We start from the raw sequence: 15,991 nt of genomic DNA, 5'->3' as shown, positions 1-15,991 counted from the left end.
GACCAGATCGAGTAGATTGGTCACAACGAGAGGATGCCATGGATCCCCGGCGCACGAGCATCGTCCTCCCCCATGCCACGGTCTCCGCTCTGGAGTGGCGACCGGCATGCGAGTCCGGTATGCCCGTCCTGCTCCTGCACGGCGGCGGTGCCGACAACGCCCAACTCTCGTGGAGCGCGGTCGGACATGCTCTCGCCGAGGCGGGGCACCGCGTGATCGCGCCCGACCATCCGGGCTTCGGGCAGAGTCCACGTCCGGACCGGCCGCTCACTCAGGAACGGCTCGTGCGATACGTGGGCGAGCTCGTCGACAGGATCGGTCTCGCCGACTACGCCGTCGCCGGCCTCTCACTCGGCGGCGGCATGGCGGTCGGGCATCTCCTGGATCGACCCGGCCGCGCACGATCAGCGATACTTCTCGGATGCTACGGTCTGATGCCCCGTCTGGCCGACGGCTTCTCCGGTCGGTTCACGCACTTCGGCACATTCCTCCTGCTGCGTTCGGGTCTGCTCGCCCGGATGACCCGCGCGTACGCGCACAACCGTTCGGCGATGGAACGAGGGCTGCGAGAGCTGGTGCGGAACCCGACAGCGCGCACGCCTGAACTCGTGGATGCGGTGCTCGCCGAGGCCGCCACCGGCACCGGCCTGGAGACGTTCGGGGAATGGCAGCGCGATCAGGTGCTCTGGAATCGACTGCGCACCGTGTACGTCGAGCAGCTGCCTTCGATCACGACGCCCACGCTCCTCGTGCACGGCGATCGTGACTCCGGCGTTCCCCTCGCGCGCATCCGGATCGCCGCCGAGCAGCTGCCGGTGGGGTCGCTGGTGACCGTACCCGGTGCCGGACACTGGGTGCAGCGCGACCGCCCCGACCTCGTCATCCCGGCCATGCGGGAACACCTGGAAAGGAGCGGCGATGCCCAGACCCCGCGTCCCTGACCGTCGCGAGCGCATCCTCGACGCGGCCGAACGACTGGTGCTCGCGCAAGGCTTCGACAGCGTGAGCGTGTCGTCGATCGCCGACGGCGCCGGGATCGGCAAGGGTGCGGTCTATCTGGAATTCAGCGGCAAGCGGGAGATCCTCGATGCACTCCTGCAGCGCGGGACGGCGCGCATGAATGACCGCCTGAGCCGCGAACTGGGCGACCGACCCCGCCTGAGTTCTGCGTATCGCGCCTCCGCACGCGCGCTGAGTGCCGATGCGCTCATGACGGCGGCGTTCCTCGACGACCGTGGCATCCTCGGTGCGCACGTGGCGGAGATCACGGACAGCCGGTATCGCGATCGGCAGCGACGCGTCGTCGAGTGGCTGCACGGCCTGCAACGGCGCGGCGAGATCGTGGCGGACGTGGACGTCGAGGCGCTCGCCCTCGCGCTCTCGAGCGCGTCGATCGGCCTCCTCTCGGCGGCACGACTGCTCGGACCGTTCGACTCCGCGCAACTCGAACGCGCGATCGACACGATCGGCCGCATGGCCGAGACCTTCGAGAGGACCTGACCATGCATGTGGAGAGCTTCGGAGCACGCGACGGACATCCCCTGCTGCTCCTGCACGGTGGAGGTGTCGCCGGGTGGATGTGGGAGCCGCTGCGCGCGCACCTCGGCGAGGGTCTACGCATCGTCGTCCCCGATCTTCCCGGACATGGTCACAGCACCGACGAGGCATATGTGTCTCACGCGGTCACGACCACGGCCCTCGCCCGCCTGCTGGACGACCTCGGGAGACCCGCCACGGTCGTCGGCTTCTCACTCGGCGCCCAGCTGACCGTGCAGCTCGCAGCTCGGCACGCAGAGAGGGTGCGGAACGTCGTCGTGGTCAGCGCACAGGCCGCTCCGATGTGGGCGACCCGTCCCACACTCGCGCTTCTCGGCGCGACCGCCGGCCTCGCGAAGAAGCAGTGGTTCGCCCGGATGCAGGCCCGGGAGCTGTTCATCCCGGACGAGCTCCTGGACGACTACGTGCGTACGTCGGTTGGCATCTCACGGGAGAGTCTGCTCCACTCCGTCGCGGAGAACCTTCGATTCTCACCACCGCCAGCCTGGCGGTCGTATCCCGGAGCGGCGTCGATCCTCGTCGGGGGGAAGGAGAGGTCGCTCATGAAGCGCTCAGCCGCTCTGCTCCACGCTTCACTCCCCCACAGCGATCTGCGCGTCGTCGACGACTGCGGACACGGCATCCCCCTGCAGCGTCCCTCGTGGCTCGCCCGACACATCGAGGCGACGCTCGACGAGCCCCCTCACCCCGCGTAGCCCGGGACGCCGGGTCAGAGCGCCGCCGGAAGACGACTCGGGGTCAGCTCGGGCAGACGCCCTTGTCCTGGAGCGTGGTGTCGGTGACGATCGCCCCGTCGACATCGATATCGATCACGGCCGCACCGTCGACGACCTCGAGACCGGTGAGGGCGAGGCCTGCGGGTAGCTGATCGGCGATGCACACCCGTTGCGGCTGGGTCAGGCCTTCGCCGAGGGATCCGAGAGTGGAGGCGACCCGGTCGATGTCGATGTCCAGTCCGCCGATACTCGCGGCGACCGGTGTCAGCTCGAGGTCGCCGTCGGTTGTTCCGGGCGTGAGCGTGAGCGACAGCGGAACGGCGGCCCCGAGCACGCTGATCGACCCGCTCACCGTGGCGTTCGGGGCGGCGAACTCCACGGAGTCGACGGGCAGATCGGTCCCGGCGAGCAGAGACGTGAACTGCTCCTGATCGATGCGGATGGTCCCGGAGGCGCCGCCCAGATCGCCGCCGTGCAGCGGGACGTCCGTCGCTGTCACATCGACGGCGCCCGTGATGCCCTCCAACGTCACCGAATCCGTCGACAGACGCAGCGTGTCGAGGGTGCCGCCGATCAGCTGCGGCAGCAGGAGCCCCTGCGTCTCGACGTCGAGCTGCTGGTCGGCGGGCAGGTCGAGCTGTTCCACGACGATCGACCGCACGACGCCGGGGAGCACGGCGCGAGCGATGAGTTCCGCAGCGACCACGAGCACTGCGAGCACGACGACCACGATCAGCAGCACCCATGGCCAGCGGGGCCGTGTGCGCGGCGCGGCCGCCTCCTGAGCGGAGGCAGAACCGGGGATCACGAGCGTCGGATGCTCCGCGGCGGCGTCGGGGTACGGCAGGGTGTGGTTGTCGTCGCTCATGCCTGCCATCCTGCCGCACCGAGAAGAACGCCGAGCCGCACTACATCCGCTCTGGTGCGGAGACGCCGAGGAGCTCGAGTCCGTTGCGCAGCACCTGACCTGTGGCGTCGTTGAGCCACAGCCGGGTGCGGTGGACGCTCTCGATCGGGTCTTCGCTCAGCGGGATCACGCGGCAGTTGTCGTACCAGCGGTGGTACAGGCCGGCGAGCTCCTCGAGGTAGCGGGCGACACGGTGCGGTTCGCGCACCTCGGCGGCGAACGCCACGATGCGCGGGAACTCCTGCAGCGCACCGAGCAGCGCCGCCTCGGTCTCGTGCGTGAGCGTCTCGGGAGCGAACTCCGAGCGGTCCACACCGGACTGGCCGGCGTTGCGTGCGACGTTGTGGGTACGCGCGTGGGCGTACTGCACGTAGAACACCGGATTGTCGTTCGTGCGCTTCTGCAGAAGCTCGGGGTCGAGGTCGAGCGGCGAGTCGGCGGGCGAGCGCTCCAGCGAGTATCGCAGCGCATCGCTACCGAGCCAGTCGAGCAGATCATCCATCTCGATGATGTTTCCCGCACGCTTGCTGAGGCGCGCACCGTTGATCGACACCATCTGGCCAATGAGCACCTGGACGTTCTTCTCCGGGTCCTCTCCTGCCGCTCCGGCGACGGCCTTGAGGCGGTGCACGTAACCGTGGTGGTCGGCGCCGAGAAGGTAGATCTTGTTCTGGAAGCCGCGGTCGCCCTTGTTCAGGTAGTAGGCGGCGTCGGCGGCGAAGTACGTGTACTCGCCGTTCGACCGGCGGATGACACGATCCTTGTCGTCACCGAAGTCGGTCGTGCGCACCCACACGGCGCCCTCGTCGTCGAACACGTGTCCCTGCTCGCGCAGACGGTCGACGGCCTGGTCGATCAGGCTCGTGCCGGACGCATCCTTGGCGTGCAGCGTGCGCTCCGAGAACCAGACGTCGAACGGCACATTGAAGCGGTCCAGCGAGCTCTTGATCTCGGCGAGCTGGAATTCGTACGCGAGTTCCATCGCGACGGTGGACTGCTCGGTCTCGGGAAGCTGCAGCAGATCGGGGCGCGCTTCGAGCACGCGACCGGCGAGGGTCGTGATGTACGCGCCCGGGTAGCCGCCCTCGGGGGTGGGGTCGCCCTTCGCCGCCGCGAGCACCGAGCTCGCGAAGCGCTCCATCTGCGCACCCGCGTCGTTGATGTAGTACTCACGCACGGCGTTCGCACCGCTCGCGAGGAGTAGACGCACGATCGAGTCGCCGAGGGCGGCCCAGCGCGTGTGGGCGATGTGCAGCGGTCCCGTCGGGTTCGCCGACACGAACTCGACGTTCACACTCACTCCCGCCTGCGACGTGTTCGTGCCGTAGGCGGCGCCGGCATCGACGATGACCTTCGCCAGCGCACCCGCCGCTGCGGCGTCGAGACGGATGTTGATGAACCCGGGGCCGGCGACCTCAGCGCTGGCGATGCCGTCGACGTCGGCGAGGCCGTCGACGATCTGCTGCGCGAGCTCGCGCGGGTTCGCGCCGAACGGCTTGGCCATGCGCATGGCGATGTTCGAGGACCAGTCGCCGTGGTCGCGGTTGCGGGGGCGCTCGAGCACGATGTCGGATGCGGAGAGCTCCAGCGGCTCGCCGGGACGTCGTTCCTCGGCGATCGGTGCGAGGACGGCGAGGACGGCTGCGGCGAGGGTTTCGGGGTTCATAGCCTCCCCAGTTTACGGGGCCGGAAGGTCACGACCGACGGCGCGGGGCTCCCCGAATTTGCGTTCGGCCTCCGGTGATCTACTCTCATGCCATGAAGCCGCCCGCCACCCGTCGCCGAGTGGGCGCCGCCGGTATCGCCGCCGGCCTGCTCATCGCCGTCGCGGCAGTGGTCCTCGGCGTGTGGCGGCCATGGATCCCGGCGCCCTCCACGACTCCGATCAGCGCACCCGCCGATGCGGCATCCGGCCCCTCGGCGGTCATCGCTCCGGCGCCGCTCGTCCTGCCGGAGCATCCGACCGTGCTGGTGTTCGGCGACTCCTGGACCTACGGTTCGGCGGCGACCGTCCCGACCCTCGGCTACGCCTACCTGTTGGCGGACCTGCTCGACGGCGAAACCGTCGTGAACGGAGTCCGCGGGAGCGGATACCTGAAGCCCGGGATCGACGGCCCCTCCTTCGGCGAGCGGATCGCCGCCCTCGACCCGTCCCTCTCGCCGGATCTCGTCATCCTCCAGGGGTCCATCAACGACCGCGCACAGGGTGTCGCCGGGTACCGCGAGGCCGTCAACGCCGCGTGGGACGCGATGGCCGCCACCTACCCGGAGGCGACGATCGTGGTGCTCGGTCCGGCGCCGCACGAGCTCCCCGTGGGCACGGCCACCGCGCGTATCGACGCGGATCTCTCCGAGCTCGCCGCCGCACGCGGCTGGTGGTACATCTCCCCCATCGCCCAGGACTGGATCACCCCGCAGAACTACCTCGATGTGATCGACGTGGACGCGGGACGCCAGCATCCCTCCACGGACGGCCACCGTTATCTGGCCGAGAAGCTCGCTGCGGCGCTGGACGAACTGCGCGCCGCGCCCGTCACCGTGGCCGGTGGGTCGGAGACCACCCCCGACGAGTGATATTGTCGATCGGTACGCCTCCGTAGCTCAGTGGATAGAGCGCCGGTTTCCGGTACCGTAGGTCGCAGGTTCGACTCCTGTCGGGGGCACACACGTTGTACGCGAATGGAACGTCAATCCATACGAAGTCCATCCGAGTATGAGAAAGCCGCCTGGTTTCAGGCGGCTTTTCTCGTACACAGGACCGGCGAGCACTAGTGGGGCTTCGGACCCGCGTCATGGCGAGCACCGGGCCCGCTCGACGTCGGTGGATCACTCCGACTGAGCGCTCTCCATGGCGGACAGACTCCCCAGCAATCGGAGACGCTCTTCGGTGGGGCCGCCCGGCGAGGGGGTCATGGTGAACATGACGAGCCCGGGATCCGCAGGCAGCTCGAAACCCTCGTAGTCGAAGAGGAGTGCCCCGACGTCCGGATGGTGGATCCGTTTGCTGCCGGTGCGGTGAAAGCGAACATCGTGGGCTGCCCAGCGCGTGCGGAAGACGTCGCTACGCGTGACGAGTTCGCCGATCAGATCGGTGAGGTCCTTGTCGTGCGGGTTGCGTCCCGCTTCGATTCTGAGTGAGGCGACGATGCTGTTGGCCCCGGACTCCCAATCGACGTAGAAGTTCTGCGCAGCGGGGTTGAAGAACGTGTAGCGGGCGTTGTTGCGCTGATTGGCGGCGTCGTCCAGAATCGGCGCGAAGACGGCCCGACCGATGACGTTCACGGCGAGGAAGTCCTTGCGTGCGTTCGAGATGTAGGCGGGAACGCTGATGCTGTCCAGGAGTCGCTGAAGTGCGGGGCGGATGGCGGGCGTCGCAGCCCGCGGACGTGCGCGTGCCGAACGGTTTGGCGCGGCGTTTCGGGCGAGGTCATGGAGGTGGGCGAGCTCGGCGTCGTCGAGGTGGAGTGCGCGCCCGAGCGACTCGAGCACTTCCGGGGAGACGCCGGACAGGTTGCCGCGCTCCATCCTCGCGTAGTAGTCGACGCTCATCCCGGCCAACATGGCCACCTCTTCGCGGCGGAGACCGGTGACACGTCGTCGGCCTCCGCCGATGATGCCGGCCTGCTCCGGGGTGAGTCGTGCTCGCCGCGTGGAGAGGAACTCACTCACCTCGGCTCGTTGCGTCATGCCTGCCACGTCGTGCCTTCCCGTCGTGTGTGGATGGGTGTCGTGTGTGGATGGGTGTCGTGTGCGGATACGTTCCGACCGGCGGCGCTCACGAGCCGCCGGTCGACGAGCTACCGGCCGAGCCGGCTCAGGTCGTCCCGCACGGTGGCCGGTTCGTCGGTGAGGGGCATGTTCGGGATGTCGAGTGCGCCGTCGATTCCAGTATCTCGGACGAGCGCCTCGAACTCGGGGGCCAGGTCCTCCTGCGCTGCCCCTCGCTCCGCGACCAATTCAAGGGTTCGGTGGTCCGCCGCGTCGATCTCCAGACAGTCGAGCAGCACGCGCGCGATCTGGTCGCGGGCGATGACCCCGTCTGCCGGCGAGGCCGTGCTGTACTGGTCCCCTTGGCGGAAGACGATGTGGCGCTCGTCCGGTGCGTTGTAGTCGAACCAGCCGGGGCGGACGACCGTGTACCGGTTGCCGGACGCGCGGACGAGGCGCTCGGCCCTCCGTTTCCAGTCGTGACCTTCGTTCGCCCGATCCGTCGTGCCGACAGCGGTCATCAGGGCGATGCGCACAGGGCGTCCGTCGAGCACAGTGAGCACATTGGCCACTGCTCCGTAGTCGACCTTCTCGGCGACACCATGGCCACCATGGGAGCCGTGGACGAAGACCACGGAGCCGATCCCGGCGACAGCGTCCGCCAGCGTCTCGGCCGAGGTGAGATCACCGATGACGATCTCCGCGCCCTCCGGGACCCGCGCGGCACGAGATGCGTCACGCACCAACGCGCGCACGTGTCGTCCTCTCGTGAGGGCCTCGCGGACGACGTGCACGCCGATGCTTCCGGTCGCCCCCACGACGAGAACCGTGGACTGCTCGCTCATGTCAGTTCTCCGGGATATCGCGACCGAACGCCTCGAGCGTGATGACCTCGGGCTCCGGGCCCCCGCGAACGCCGGTATCGAGAGCGTCGATGCGAGCGATCTCGTCGTCGGTGAGTTCGAAGTCGAACACGTCGAAGTTCTCCGCAATACGAGCAGGCTTCACCGACTTGGGGATGGCCTGGACGCCGTTCTGGATGTGCCAGCGGAGCATCACCTGCGCTGCCGACTTTCCATGTGCGTCGGCGATGGCGACGATGACGGGGTCGTTGAACGTGCTCTGGGAATCGTCCCCTCGGTAGGACGTGATGCCGCCGATGGGCGACCAGGCCTGTGTGAGGATGCCGCGGTCCTTGCCGAACGCCTGCAGCTCGCGCTGCTGGAAGTACGGGTGCACCTCGATCTGGTTCACCGCCGGCACGATCTCGGTCTGCGCGAGCAGCGTCGTGAGGTGGTCGACCATGAAGTTGCTCACGCCGATGGCGCGGACCTTGCCCTCGGCGAGGAGAGTCTCCAGCGCCGTGTAGGCGGCGATGGTCTTGTCGAACTCACCGGGGAGGGCCTGGTGGAGGATGAAGAGGTCGATGACGTCGACCTGGAGCTTGCGGGCGCTCTTCTCGAACGCGTGCAGCGTCTGGTCGTAGCCGTAGTCGCTGATCCAGACCTTCGACTCGATGAACACGTCGTCGCGGGAAAGACCGGACGCCTTGACGGCGTCGCCCACTCCTCGCTCGTTGGCGTATGCGGCGGCGGTATCGATGAGACGGTACCCCGTGGAGAGGGCGGAAGAGACAGCCTCGACCGTTTCGTCCGGCGGTGTCTGGAAGACGCCGAAACCCAATGCGGGCATCTCGACGCCGTTGTTCAGGGTGAGGTGAGTGTTCGTCATGGGATCGACACTATGACCATCCATCAGCACCTGGGAGTGACTGTCGTTACACGGATAAGCGGTCAGTCCCGCCCGCCGCAACGCAGCACCAGGGGCCACCTATCCAGGTAACAGCAGAGCACCCCAGGCGATGAGGCATGGGCGTACCGTCGAAACATGGCCCGCACCGCTTCCCCGCAACGCCCTACGAAAGTCGGGCGCCGGGTCGCCGCTGCTGTCGGCATCGTGGCATCGGCCGTCTCGATCGCCGCGTGCGCCGGATCAGACGATGCACGGCCCGACGTCTCGGCACCATCAGCACCACCGAGGGTCGAGGGAGACGCCGTGACCACGGACGCCTATCGTGACGGAGAGTACTCCGCACGCGGCTGGTATGGCTCGCTCCCGTCCCATCACGACGTGACTCTCACCATCGAGAACGGCATCGTCACAGACGTCGACATCACCACGCCGGCAGATGACGAGATATCGCTGGGGTATCAACAGCGGTTCGCTGATGCCCTCCCGAGAGAGGTGGTGGGCACGCCGCTCGACGACATCGTGGTCGACCGACTCGCGGGCTCCAGCGGATGTTCGGAAGGGTTCATGAACGCGCTCGCCGACATCCGCGAGAATGCTCTCCGCTGACCCGACTCCCCGCCTCCTCTGCCCCCCTTCTCCTTCACTGCGATCGGAACGCCACTGTGAACCTCGAACCGACCACACCGACCGCCAAGAACACTGCAGACCAGTTCGTGGGAGACGTCTGGGTGGACCGAATCGCCGCACCGCACGATGGGGACCAACGGATGACCGTGGCCATCGTCAAGTTCGCCCCCGGTTCGCGCTCCGCGTGGCACTCGCACGCCCGAGGTCAGTACCTTCGTGTCACCCAGGGCGTCGCCCGCTTCGGGACGCGCGACGGGCAGATCATCGACGTGCACCCCGGAGAGACGCTGTACACGCCGCCCGGACAGGATCACTGGCACGCCGCTGCGGGAGACTCTTTCATGGAGCACATCGCCATGCTCGAGAACGCGGACGACCCTGCGGAGACCACGGAGCGGAAAGAGCACATCACCGACGACGACTACGCGGGGCGCTTCGACCGGCGGACCGGAGATCCTGCTTCGCGACAGTAGGGCGGGAGTGGCGACGCCCTCCGTCAGATTGCTCTTTCGTCGTTTTGCTGGCGGCCTTCTTCCTCCGTCCGCCCGTCCTCGTCCTCCGGCCGGGTGCGCACCGTGGTCGATCCGAGGGACACGGTGGCGAGCAGGCCGAGGGCGAGGAACCCTGCCGCTGTCCAGGCGGCGTAGCGGGTCCCTTCGGAGAAGGCGGCCTTGGCATCATCGGCCGCATCAGCGGTCGCGGCATTCGATTCCAGCCCGCTGATCGCCGCCCCTGCGCTGTCGACCACGGCCGACACGATCTGGTCGCGCTGGGCGGCGGGGACACCGCGCTCGTCGAGCGAAGACGCGAGGATCCCGGCGGTACTGGTGAAGAGAACAGTGCCAAGAACAGCGACGCCGAGGGCGGCGCCGATCTGCCGAGACGTGGACTGCGTGCCCGAGGCCGCCCCGCTGTCCGCGACCGGCACCTCGGCGAGCACGACCCCGGTTAGCTGCGCCGTGGCGAGGCCGACACCGAGTCCGTAGACGAAGAGGAACGGGATGAGCGGTCCCCAGGATGCATCAGGGCCGATGACGAAGCCGACTCCCGCGACACCGATGATCTCGGCGATGAGGCCGGCACGCACCACCCAGACCGGGGCGACCTTTCCGCTCGAGGCTCCGGCGACACCGCTGGCGAGGAACGATCCGCCCGCCAGTGCGAGCAGGAGCAGCCCTGTCTGCACGGCTTCGAAACCGAGAACGAAATGCAGCCAGAGCGGAAGCGCGAGGATGATGCCGAACTCCCCCAACGACACCACCGCTGCGGCGATGTTCCCGTTGCGGAACGAGGAGATCGAGAACAGCCGCAGCGCCAGCAGCGTCGACTTCCCCACCCGTTCGCGGTGCCGTCCCCACAGGATGAACGCGATGACGGCGAGGACGGCGACGGCGAAGAACAGCGGGATCGGCGACAGCTCCCACGGCCAGGCCCAGTCACCGATCTGCGGCCGCGTGTCGACGAGCCACCAGCCGTAGGTCCGTCCCTCGATCAGGCCGAACACGAGGCTTCCCATCGCCGCTATCGACAGCAATGCTCCGATGATGTCGACGCGGGAGACGCGATCGCTGCGCGATTCCGCGACGGTCAGGAGCACGCCGACCACGATGATGACGCCGAGGGGGATGTTGATGCCGAAAGCCCAGCGCCACGAGTAGGCGGTCGTGAGCCACCCGCCGAGGAGCGGACCGACGGCCGCCATGCCGCCGATCGTGGAACCCCATACGGCGAACGCGATTCCGCGCTCCCTGCCTCGGAAGGTCGCGTTGATGATCGAGAGGGTGGTGGGGAGGATCATCGCACCGCCGACGCCCTGCGCCAGTCGGGCCAGGATGAGCATGCCGCCGTCCGGCGACAGGGCGGCGAACACCGACGAGGCTCCGAAGACGACGACGCCGATGATCATCACCCGGCGTCGACCGAAACGGTCGGCGAGGCTGCCGAAGACGAGCAGCAGCGACGCGAAGACGAGCGTGTACGACTCCTGCACCCACTGGACCTCGGTCGAGGTGATGCCGAGGTCCTCCACGATCGCGGGGATCGCCACGTTGACGATCGTCGAATCGACGATGATCAGCGAGACCGCGATGCTGATGAAGACGAGCCCGAGCCAACGCCAGCGCACGTATCTTTCCATGATCGCTAGCCTAGTTAGCGAAATTCGATCGCGGTAGGCGTTATCCCAGCGGGACGACGATAGGCTCGATACGTGCCCCTCCTCTCGATCGCCGGTTCGACGCGTGCCCCGCACCGTCTCCGTTCGGCGACCCCGATGAGGGAATGGATGCGGGTCATCCTGCACCCGGGCACGAACGGGTGGACCAGTGTCTGGGGCACCCTCTCGCACGGCGAGATCGCCGGCTGCCCGCCGCCACGGAACTAGACCACGCCTCGAACGGGGCGCTGGTCTTCTGCGCCATTCACCCCTTCTCTCGCGTGAGGTCTTTTCCGTGTCCCCGAATTCTTCCCCTGCCCGTTTCTCCCTCGCCCCGCATGCGCTGTGGAACGGCATCCGCTCCAACGCCCGCAGCGACGTCCTCGGCGGGTCGCTCCTGCTCGCGGCGACGTTCGCCGCGCTCGTCCTCGCCAACAGTCCCGCCGCCCCCTGGTACGAGTCCGTGCGCGACTTCACGTTCGGCATCCCGGAACTGCATCTCGAACTCAGCGTCGGCGCCTGGGCGTCCGACGGCCTGCTGGCGATCTTCTTCTTCGTCGTCGGTCTCGAGCTGAAGGAGGAGTTCGTCGCCGGACGCCTGCGCGATCCGCGTCGAGCCGCCCTGCCGATCGCGGCCGCGATCGGCGGCGTGGTGGTTCCCGCTCTCATCTTCGTCGTGATCAACGCCGCCGGCGGTTCGGATGCCCTGCGCGGCTGGGCGATCCCCACGGCCACCGACATCGCGTTCGCCGTGGCCGTGATCGCCGTGGTCGGCAAGTTCCTGCCTCCCGCCCTTCGGGTTTTCCTGCTCACGCTGGCGATCATCGACGACCTCATCGCGATCACCATCATCGCGACGTTCTACACCGACACCATCAGCTTTCCCTGGCTGATCCTGGCGCTGCTGCCGCTGGCGGGATTCGCCGCCCTGGTGGCGAAGGGGGTGCGGGCGTGGTGGATCCTGCTCCCCCTCGCCATCGCCGTCTGGGTGTGCATCCACGCATCCGGTGTGCACGCGACCGTCGCCGGCGTGCTTCTCGGCTTCGTCGTGCCCGTCACGGCGACGGAGCGCGCCCGCGTGCGGGTCGGCACGGACGATACCGGCCGACCGGTCTACGACGGCATGGCCGCGCACTTCGCCGACCGTTGGAGCATCGTGGCCACGCTGTTCGCGGTCCCGGTCTTCGCCTTCTTCGCCGCCGGGGTCACCGTCGGCGGGTGGGCAGGCCTCACGTCGGCGTTCACGGACCCGATCACCATCGGAATCGTCGTCGGCCTCGTGATCGGGAAGCCGATCGGCATCCTCGCCACGACCTTCCTGCTGAGTCGCCTCCCTGCGCTGCGCCTGGACGAGTCGCTGCGCTGGCCCGATCTGACCGGAATGGCGTTCCTCGCCGGTATCGGGTTCACGGTGTCCCTCCTGGTGGGCGAACTCGCCTACGGATCGAGCTCGGTTGCAGACGAACACGTGAAGATCGGGGTACTGGTCGGATCGTTCATCGCCGCCCTGCTCGGCGGGATCATCCTGGCACGCAGCAATGCACGGGGGCGTCGTGAGGTTCACGACGCCGGTGCGGGCGTACTCTGATCACGAAGATCACGGACGACTCCCCGAGGACGGCCGCCATGAACCAGACCGATGCGCCGCGCGGAAAGCTCCTCTACGTGGAGGACGACGCGGAGATCGCCGCCTTGACGGTGGAGGTGCTGGGCGACGTGTACGACGTGGATCACGCTCCGGACGGCGAGAGCGCCCTGCGACTCGCACTGAGTCGGCGTTACGGCGTGATGGTGGTCGACCGGAGGCTCCCGGGCATGGACGGCGTGGCCTTCGTGCATGCGGTGCGCACAGCACACATCACGACGCCCGTCCTGATGCTGACGGCCCTCGGTACCGTCGATGATCGCGTGACAGGTCTCGACGGCGGAGCGAACGACTACCTGGTGAAGCCGTTCGACTACGACGAACTGCTGGCGCGCCTTCGCGCGCTGCGGAGAGCGTTCCGTGCGCAGGGCGCGCGCAGGCCCCTGGGCGAGTGGGTCTTCGTCCCTGATGCCCAGGCGATCTACGACCCGACGGGGTATCGCGTGGCATTGACGGCGACCGAGAGTGCCCTGCTGGAGCTGCTCACGGCCAGCCCCGAGCATGTGTTCACCCGGGAAGAGATCCTGCACGCGGTGTTCCACGAGGGGGACACGACGAGTTCCGTCGACACGTATGTGCACTATGTGCGGCGCAAGACGAGCGCAGAGATGATCGAGACCGTGCGTGCACGGGGGTACCGGGCGGGGACGCCCTCATGAGCGACGACGCGGCGCGGGTGCGCCGAGCGGCATTGTCGATCGGGCTGTGGGTGGGCGTCGCGTCGGGTGTGATCGTTGCGATGGGCATCGGGATCCTGATCACCGTGATCCTCTCCACCTCCCGACGGGAAGGGGAAGAACACGGCGGTGGATGGTTCGGCGGCCCCGTCGGTGCACGCGACGACTTCATCGTCGACATCGATGTGGTCGTGCCCGTGGTGATCGTGTTGGGCGTCATCGGCGTCGTGCTGCTGGGGATCGTGGCCGCCGTCGCCGCCCGACGGTCGGTTCGCCCGCTGGGTGAGGCACTGCGCCGACAGCGCAACTTCGTGGCCGATGCCAGCCATGAGCTGCGCACGCCCCTGACGACGGTGACGAGTCGCATCCAAGTGCTTCAGCGACGCCTCGACCGGGGTGAGGACATCGGCCCCGGCCTGGTCGAGCTCCGTCGAGATGCAGACTCCATGGGAGATGTGCTGAACGACCTGTTGATAGCGGCCGAGGGGGCGTCCCATGACGACGGAGAGGCCGAAGTGGCGAGTGCAGCGTCCACGGCGGTCGCCGCGATCTCGACGATCGCGGACGAGCACGAGGTGGCTCTCACGGTGACCGTCGTCGACGACGGGGCCGTCGCTCGGATCCCCACGGTGACACTGGTCCGCGTCCTCGTCGCTCTGCTCGACAACGCGGTACAGCACTCTCCTGCCGGCGGCGCAGTCACCATCCGCATCGGCACGGACGCGCGTGACGTCACCGTTCGTGTGACCGATGAGGGACCGGGCATCGCCGGGATCCCCTCGGATCAGATCTTCGAGCGCTTCGCCCGCCCGCCCGAGAGCGGGCGCCTGCGCGGCTTCGGCCTCGGACTCTCGCTCGTGCGCGATGTCGCGCGCCGGGCCGGCGGTTCCATCGAGGTCGAGAGTTCGACCGCCCGCGGCACGACCTTCCTCCTCACACTTCCCGCGTCCCGCTGACCGCGCACACGTCGATCATCGTCGAACCGAGCCAGCGCGTGACAGCCCCCTCGTGGTCCACCACGATGCCGGTGCGCGAGGCGGAAGCCTCGATCCAGGAATGATCAAGAGCTCCTGCCACGACGGCTGCGGTCGCCCAGACGTCCGCCTGCGCGAGGCCGTCAGAGACGACGGTCGCGGACGCCACGCCGGTCGCCGGCGCGCCCGTTCGCGGATCGAGGATGTGGTGGCCGCGCTCGGCAGTGCCCGATGTGGCGACAGCACCGTTGGCGATATCGAGCGTGGCGAGCACCCGACCGCGGTCGTGCGGATCAGCGATCCCCACGTGCCACCGCCGATCCGATCCGTCCGCCGTGAACAGCTGCAGGTCTCCGCCCGCGTTGATCCCGACCGCGACCGCCGAGGTCAGCAGCGGTGCGAGGTGGCGACGGCTCGCCTCCTCGACCGCCCACCCCTTGACCCAGCCGGTGGGATCGAACCACCCTTCCCGATACCCAGAGAACAGCCCACCGGTCGCGTGCGCTGCGCGTTCGCACGCAGCAGACGCGAACGCCACCCGCGGGTCGGCGTCAGCCAGAGACAGCTCTCCTCGGCGGATGCGGTTGATGTCGGAGTCCGGTCGATAGGTCGAGAAGATGCCGTCCACGTCGTGCAGCTCATCGAAGCACGCTCTGATCGCCCCCTCGGTCGCCACAGCATCCTGATCTCCCGCGGAGATCAGGTGGATGCTCATCGGGATGCCCATGATCTTCTCGACCCAGACCCGCGTGCTCTCCGGTGCGCCACGCATCAGCTGTGCGCCTGATCGATCGCGCTCTGCAGCGACGAGAGGTAGCCGTCGCTGGTAAACGTGGCTCCCGACACCATCTGGATCTGCGCGCTCTGCGACTGCAGAGTCTCCGAAACCAGCCGAGGAATCGCGGTGCCGTTGATCTGACGGTCCCGGCCGTTGCCGTCGGGATAATCGATGGCCTGCGCGTCGCTGATCTGTCCGCCGGAAACCGTGATCCTGACCTGCACCGGTCCGTACCGGGTCTGCGACGACGCGCCGGTGTAGGTCCCGTCGGCGAGACCGGTACCCGCCGACGCTCCGGAGCCCGACGCTCCGGAGTCCGACGCTCCGGAGTTCGACGCTCCGGAGTTCGACGTCCCGGAGCTGCCGACGGCGCCTGTGGTCGGAGGAGTCGCGTCGTGCGGCATGACCGCATCGAGCGACGTGCGATAGCTGAACAGCAGCACGAGCCCGCTGATCGTCGCGAGCACGGCATACAGGATCTTCTTCATGGCGACC

The 15,991-nt window shown here is 68.0% G+C and carries 18 protein-coding genes and 1 tRNA gene; 11 read left to right on the top strand and 8 right to left on the bottom strand.

Features of this window, described 5'->3' with window-relative positions; translation table 11 throughout:
* Nucleotides 1-38 precede the first annotated feature (38 nt).
* From ACLFA2_RS16715 to ACLFA2_RS16705, 3 genes are read left to right on the top strand one after another with little or no spacing between them, the layout of a single operon-like run.
* Entirely contained in the window at nucleotides 39-941 is a 903-nt protein-coding gene (locus ACLFA2_RS16715) for an alpha/beta fold hydrolase (RefSeq protein ID WP_426621666.1), read from the top strand.
* Complete coding sequence (locus tag ACLFA2_RS16710; RefSeq protein ID WP_426621665.1) at nucleotides 919-1,500, top strand: TetR/AcrR family transcriptional regulator; 582 nt, start codon at nucleotides 919-921, stop codon at nucleotides 1,498-1,500. Before ACLFA2_RS16715 ends, ACLFA2_RS16710 begins: the two co-directional genes overlap by 23 nt.
* A 2-nt stretch (nucleotides 1,501-1,502) precedes the next feature.
* Complete coding sequence (locus ACLFA2_RS16705) at nucleotides 1,503-2,252, top strand: alpha/beta fold hydrolase (protein WP_426621664.1); 750 nt, start codon at nucleotides 1,503-1,505, stop codon at nucleotides 2,250-2,252.
* 43 nt (nucleotides 2,253-2,295) lie between these two features.
* Here the strand turns inward: ACLFA2_RS16705 and ACLFA2_RS16700 are convergent, their stop codons facing one another.
* A complete protein-coding gene (locus ACLFA2_RS16700) occupies nucleotides 2,296-3,141 on the bottom strand; it encodes a DUF2993 domain-containing protein (protein ID WP_426621663.1) in 846 nt (281 codons plus the stop codon).
* A 40-nt stretch (nucleotides 3,142-3,181) separates the two neighbouring features.
* On the bottom strand, nucleotides 3,182-4,846 hold the full coding sequence (argS, locus tag ACLFA2_RS16695; protein ID WP_426621662.1) for an arginine--tRNA ligase: 1,665 nt from the start codon (nucleotides 4,844-4,846) through the stop codon (nucleotides 3,182-3,184).
* A 92-nt stretch (nucleotides 4,847-4,938) separates the two neighbouring features.
* Between argS and ACLFA2_RS16690 the strand changes: the two genes are divergently transcribed.
* Together ACLFA2_RS16690 and ACLFA2_RS16685 are read left to right on the top strand one after the other, a co-directional pair.
* Nucleotides 4,939-5,754 (top strand): SGNH/GDSL hydrolase family protein, encoded by an 816-nt coding sequence (locus ACLFA2_RS16690; protein ID WP_029258420.1) that lies wholly within the window; start codon nucleotides 4,939-4,941, stop codon nucleotides 5,752-5,754.
* Between the two features lie 16 nt (nucleotides 5,755-5,770).
* Nucleotides 5,771-5,843, top strand: a tRNA-Arg gene (locus ACLFA2_RS16685).
* Between the two features lie 163 nt (nucleotides 5,844-6,006).
* Here ACLFA2_RS16685 and ACLFA2_RS16680 read toward each other — a convergent pair.
* From ACLFA2_RS16680 to ACLFA2_RS16670, 3 genes are all read right to left on the bottom strand, one after another.
* A complete protein-coding gene (locus ACLFA2_RS16680; RefSeq protein WP_426621661.1) occupies nucleotides 6,007-6,867 on the bottom strand; it encodes a helix-turn-helix transcriptional regulator in 861 nt (286 codons plus the stop codon).
* Between the two features lie 110 nt (nucleotides 6,868-6,977).
* Complete coding sequence (locus ACLFA2_RS16675; protein WP_426621660.1) at nucleotides 6,978-7,733, bottom strand: SDR family oxidoreductase; 756 nt, start codon at nucleotides 7,731-7,733, stop codon at nucleotides 6,978-6,980.
* 1 nt (nucleotide 7,734) lies between these two features.
* Entirely contained in the window at nucleotides 7,735-8,619 is an 885-nt protein-coding gene (locus ACLFA2_RS16670; RefSeq protein ID WP_347122902.1) for an aldo/keto reductase, read from the bottom strand.
* A gap of 156 nt (nucleotides 8,620-8,775) precedes the next feature.
* Between ACLFA2_RS16670 and ACLFA2_RS16665 the strand changes: the two genes are divergently transcribed.
* Nucleotides 8,776-9,246, top strand: a complete 471-nt coding sequence (locus ACLFA2_RS16665) for a hypothetical protein (protein WP_426621659.1) — start codon at nucleotides 8,776-8,778, stop codon at nucleotides 9,244-9,246.
* A gap of 56 nt (nucleotides 9,247-9,302) precedes the next feature.
* A complete protein-coding gene (locus ACLFA2_RS16660; RefSeq protein WP_426621658.1) occupies nucleotides 9,303-9,740 on the top strand; it encodes a cupin domain-containing protein in 438 nt (145 codons plus the stop codon).
* A gap of 23 nt (nucleotides 9,741-9,763) precedes the next feature.
* On the opposite strand, the gene ACLFA2_RS16655 is transcribed toward ACLFA2_RS16660, so the two are convergent.
* Complete coding sequence (locus tag ACLFA2_RS16655) at nucleotides 9,764-11,404, bottom strand: MFS transporter (RefSeq protein ID WP_426621657.1); 1,641 nt, start codon at nucleotides 11,402-11,404, stop codon at nucleotides 9,764-9,766.
* Nucleotides 11,405-11,476: 72 nt separating this feature from the next.
* Between ACLFA2_RS16655 and ACLFA2_RS16650 the strand changes: the two genes are divergently transcribed.
* From ACLFA2_RS16650 to ACLFA2_RS16635, 4 genes are all read left to right on the top strand, one after another.
* Nucleotides 11,477-11,650, top strand: coding sequence for a hypothetical protein (locus tag ACLFA2_RS16650; RefSeq protein ID WP_017831028.1), 174 nt, complete (start codon nucleotides 11,477-11,479; stop codon nucleotides 11,648-11,650).
* A gap of 67 nt (nucleotides 11,651-11,717) precedes the next feature.
* Entirely contained in the window at nucleotides 11,718-13,010 is a 1,293-nt protein-coding gene (gene nhaA, locus ACLFA2_RS16645) for a Na+/H+ antiporter NhaA (RefSeq protein WP_426621656.1), read from the top strand.
* Between the two features lie 38 nt (nucleotides 13,011-13,048).
* The gene (locus ACLFA2_RS16640) at nucleotides 13,049-13,726 is read left to right on the top strand and encodes a response regulator transcription factor (protein ID WP_426621655.1); all 678 of its coding nucleotides are present in this window, start codon (nucleotides 13,049-13,051) and stop codon (nucleotides 13,724-13,726) included.
* Nucleotides 13,723-14,700: a sensor histidine kinase gene (locus ACLFA2_RS16635; protein ID WP_167254394.1), complete on the top strand. Its 978-nt coding sequence runs from the start codon at nucleotides 13,723-13,725 to the stop codon at nucleotides 14,698-14,700. The genes ACLFA2_RS16640 and ACLFA2_RS16635 overlap by 4 nt, the downstream gene beginning before the upstream one ends.
* Here the strand turns inward: ACLFA2_RS16635 and ACLFA2_RS16630 are convergent.
* The gene (locus tag ACLFA2_RS16630) at nucleotides 14,678-15,490 is read right to left on the bottom strand and encodes an FAD:protein FMN transferase (protein WP_315073021.1); all 813 of its coding nucleotides are present in this window, start codon (nucleotides 15,488-15,490) and stop codon (nucleotides 14,678-14,680) included. The genes ACLFA2_RS16635 and ACLFA2_RS16630 overlap by 23 nt on opposite strands.
* Nucleotides 15,490-15,984, bottom strand: a complete 495-nt coding sequence (locus tag ACLFA2_RS16625) for an FMN-binding protein (protein WP_426621654.1) — start codon at nucleotides 15,982-15,984, stop codon at nucleotides 15,490-15,492. The genes ACLFA2_RS16630 and ACLFA2_RS16625 overlap by 1 nt, the downstream gene beginning before the upstream one ends.
* Nucleotides 15,985-15,991: the final 7 nt, after the last annotated feature.

This window comes from Microbacterium sp. As-52 (assembly GCF_049949185.1).
Taxonomy (GTDB): domain Bacteria; phylum Actinomycetota; class Actinomycetes; order Actinomycetales; family Microbacteriaceae; genus Microbacterium; species Microbacterium maritypicum_A.
The sequence above is the reverse complement of the archived record's forward strand: the minus strand, read 5'-3'. Positions and strand labels throughout refer to the sequence as shown.

What these genes read in the sequence shown, in the direction of transcription:
- ACLFA2_RS16715 (WP_426621666.1), top strand. Translation starts at nt 39, where the DNA reads ATGGATCCCCGGCGCACGAGCATCGTCCTCCCCCATGCCACGGTCTCC.
- ACLFA2_RS16710 (WP_426621665.1), top strand. Translation starts at nt 919, where the DNA reads ATGCCCAGACCCCGCGTCCCTGACCGTCGCGAGCGCATCCTCGACGCG.
- ACLFA2_RS16705 (WP_426621664.1), top strand. Translation starts at nt 1,503, where the DNA reads ATGCATGTGGAGAGCTTCGGAGCACGCGACGGACATCCCCTGCTGCTC.
- ACLFA2_RS16700 (WP_426621663.1), bottom strand. Translation starts at nt 3,141, where the DNA reads ATGAGCGACGACAACCACACCCTGCCGTACCCCGACGCCGCCGCGGAG.
- argS (WP_426621662.1), bottom strand. Translation starts at nt 4,846, where the DNA reads ATGAACCCCGAAACCCTCGCCGCAGCCGTCCTCGCCGTCCTCGCACCG.
- ACLFA2_RS16690 (WP_029258420.1), top strand. Translation starts at nt 4,939, where the DNA reads ATGAAGCCGCCCGCCACCCGTCGCCGAGTGGGCGCCGCCGGTATCGCC.
- ACLFA2_RS16680 (WP_426621661.1), bottom strand. Translation starts at nt 6,867, where the DNA reads ATGACGCAACGAGCCGAGGTGAGTGAGTTCCTCTCCACGCGGCGAGCA.
- ACLFA2_RS16675 (WP_426621660.1), bottom strand. Translation starts at nt 7,733, where the DNA reads ATGAGCGAGCAGTCCACGGTTCTCGTCGTGGGGGCGACCGGAAGCATC.
- ACLFA2_RS16670 (WP_347122902.1), bottom strand. Translation starts at nt 8,619, where the DNA reads ATGACGAACACTCACCTCACCCTGAACAACGGCGTCGAGATGCCCGCA.
- ACLFA2_RS16665 (WP_426621659.1), top strand. Translation starts at nt 8,776, where the DNA reads ATGGCCCGCACCGCTTCCCCGCAACGCCCTACGAAAGTCGGGCGCCGG.
- ACLFA2_RS16655 (WP_426621657.1), bottom strand. Translation starts at nt 11,404, where the DNA reads ATGGAAAGATACGTGCGCTGGCGTTGGCTCGGGCTCGTCTTCATCAGC.
- ACLFA2_RS16640 (WP_426621655.1), top strand. Translation starts at nt 13,049, where the DNA reads ATGAACCAGACCGATGCGCCGCGCGGAAAGCTCCTCTACGTGGAGGAC.
- ACLFA2_RS16635 (WP_167254394.1), top strand. Translation starts at nt 13,723, where the DNA reads ATGAGCGACGACGCGGCGCGGGTGCGCCGAGCGGCATTGTCGATCGGG.
- ACLFA2_RS16630 (WP_315073021.1), bottom strand. Translation starts at nt 15,490, where the DNA reads ATGCGTGGCGCACCGGAGAGCACGCGGGTCTGGGTCGAGAAGATCATG.
- ACLFA2_RS16625 (WP_426621654.1), bottom strand. Translation starts at nt 15,984, where the DNA reads ATGAAGAAGATCCTGTATGCCGTGCTCGCGACGATCAGCGGGCTCGTG.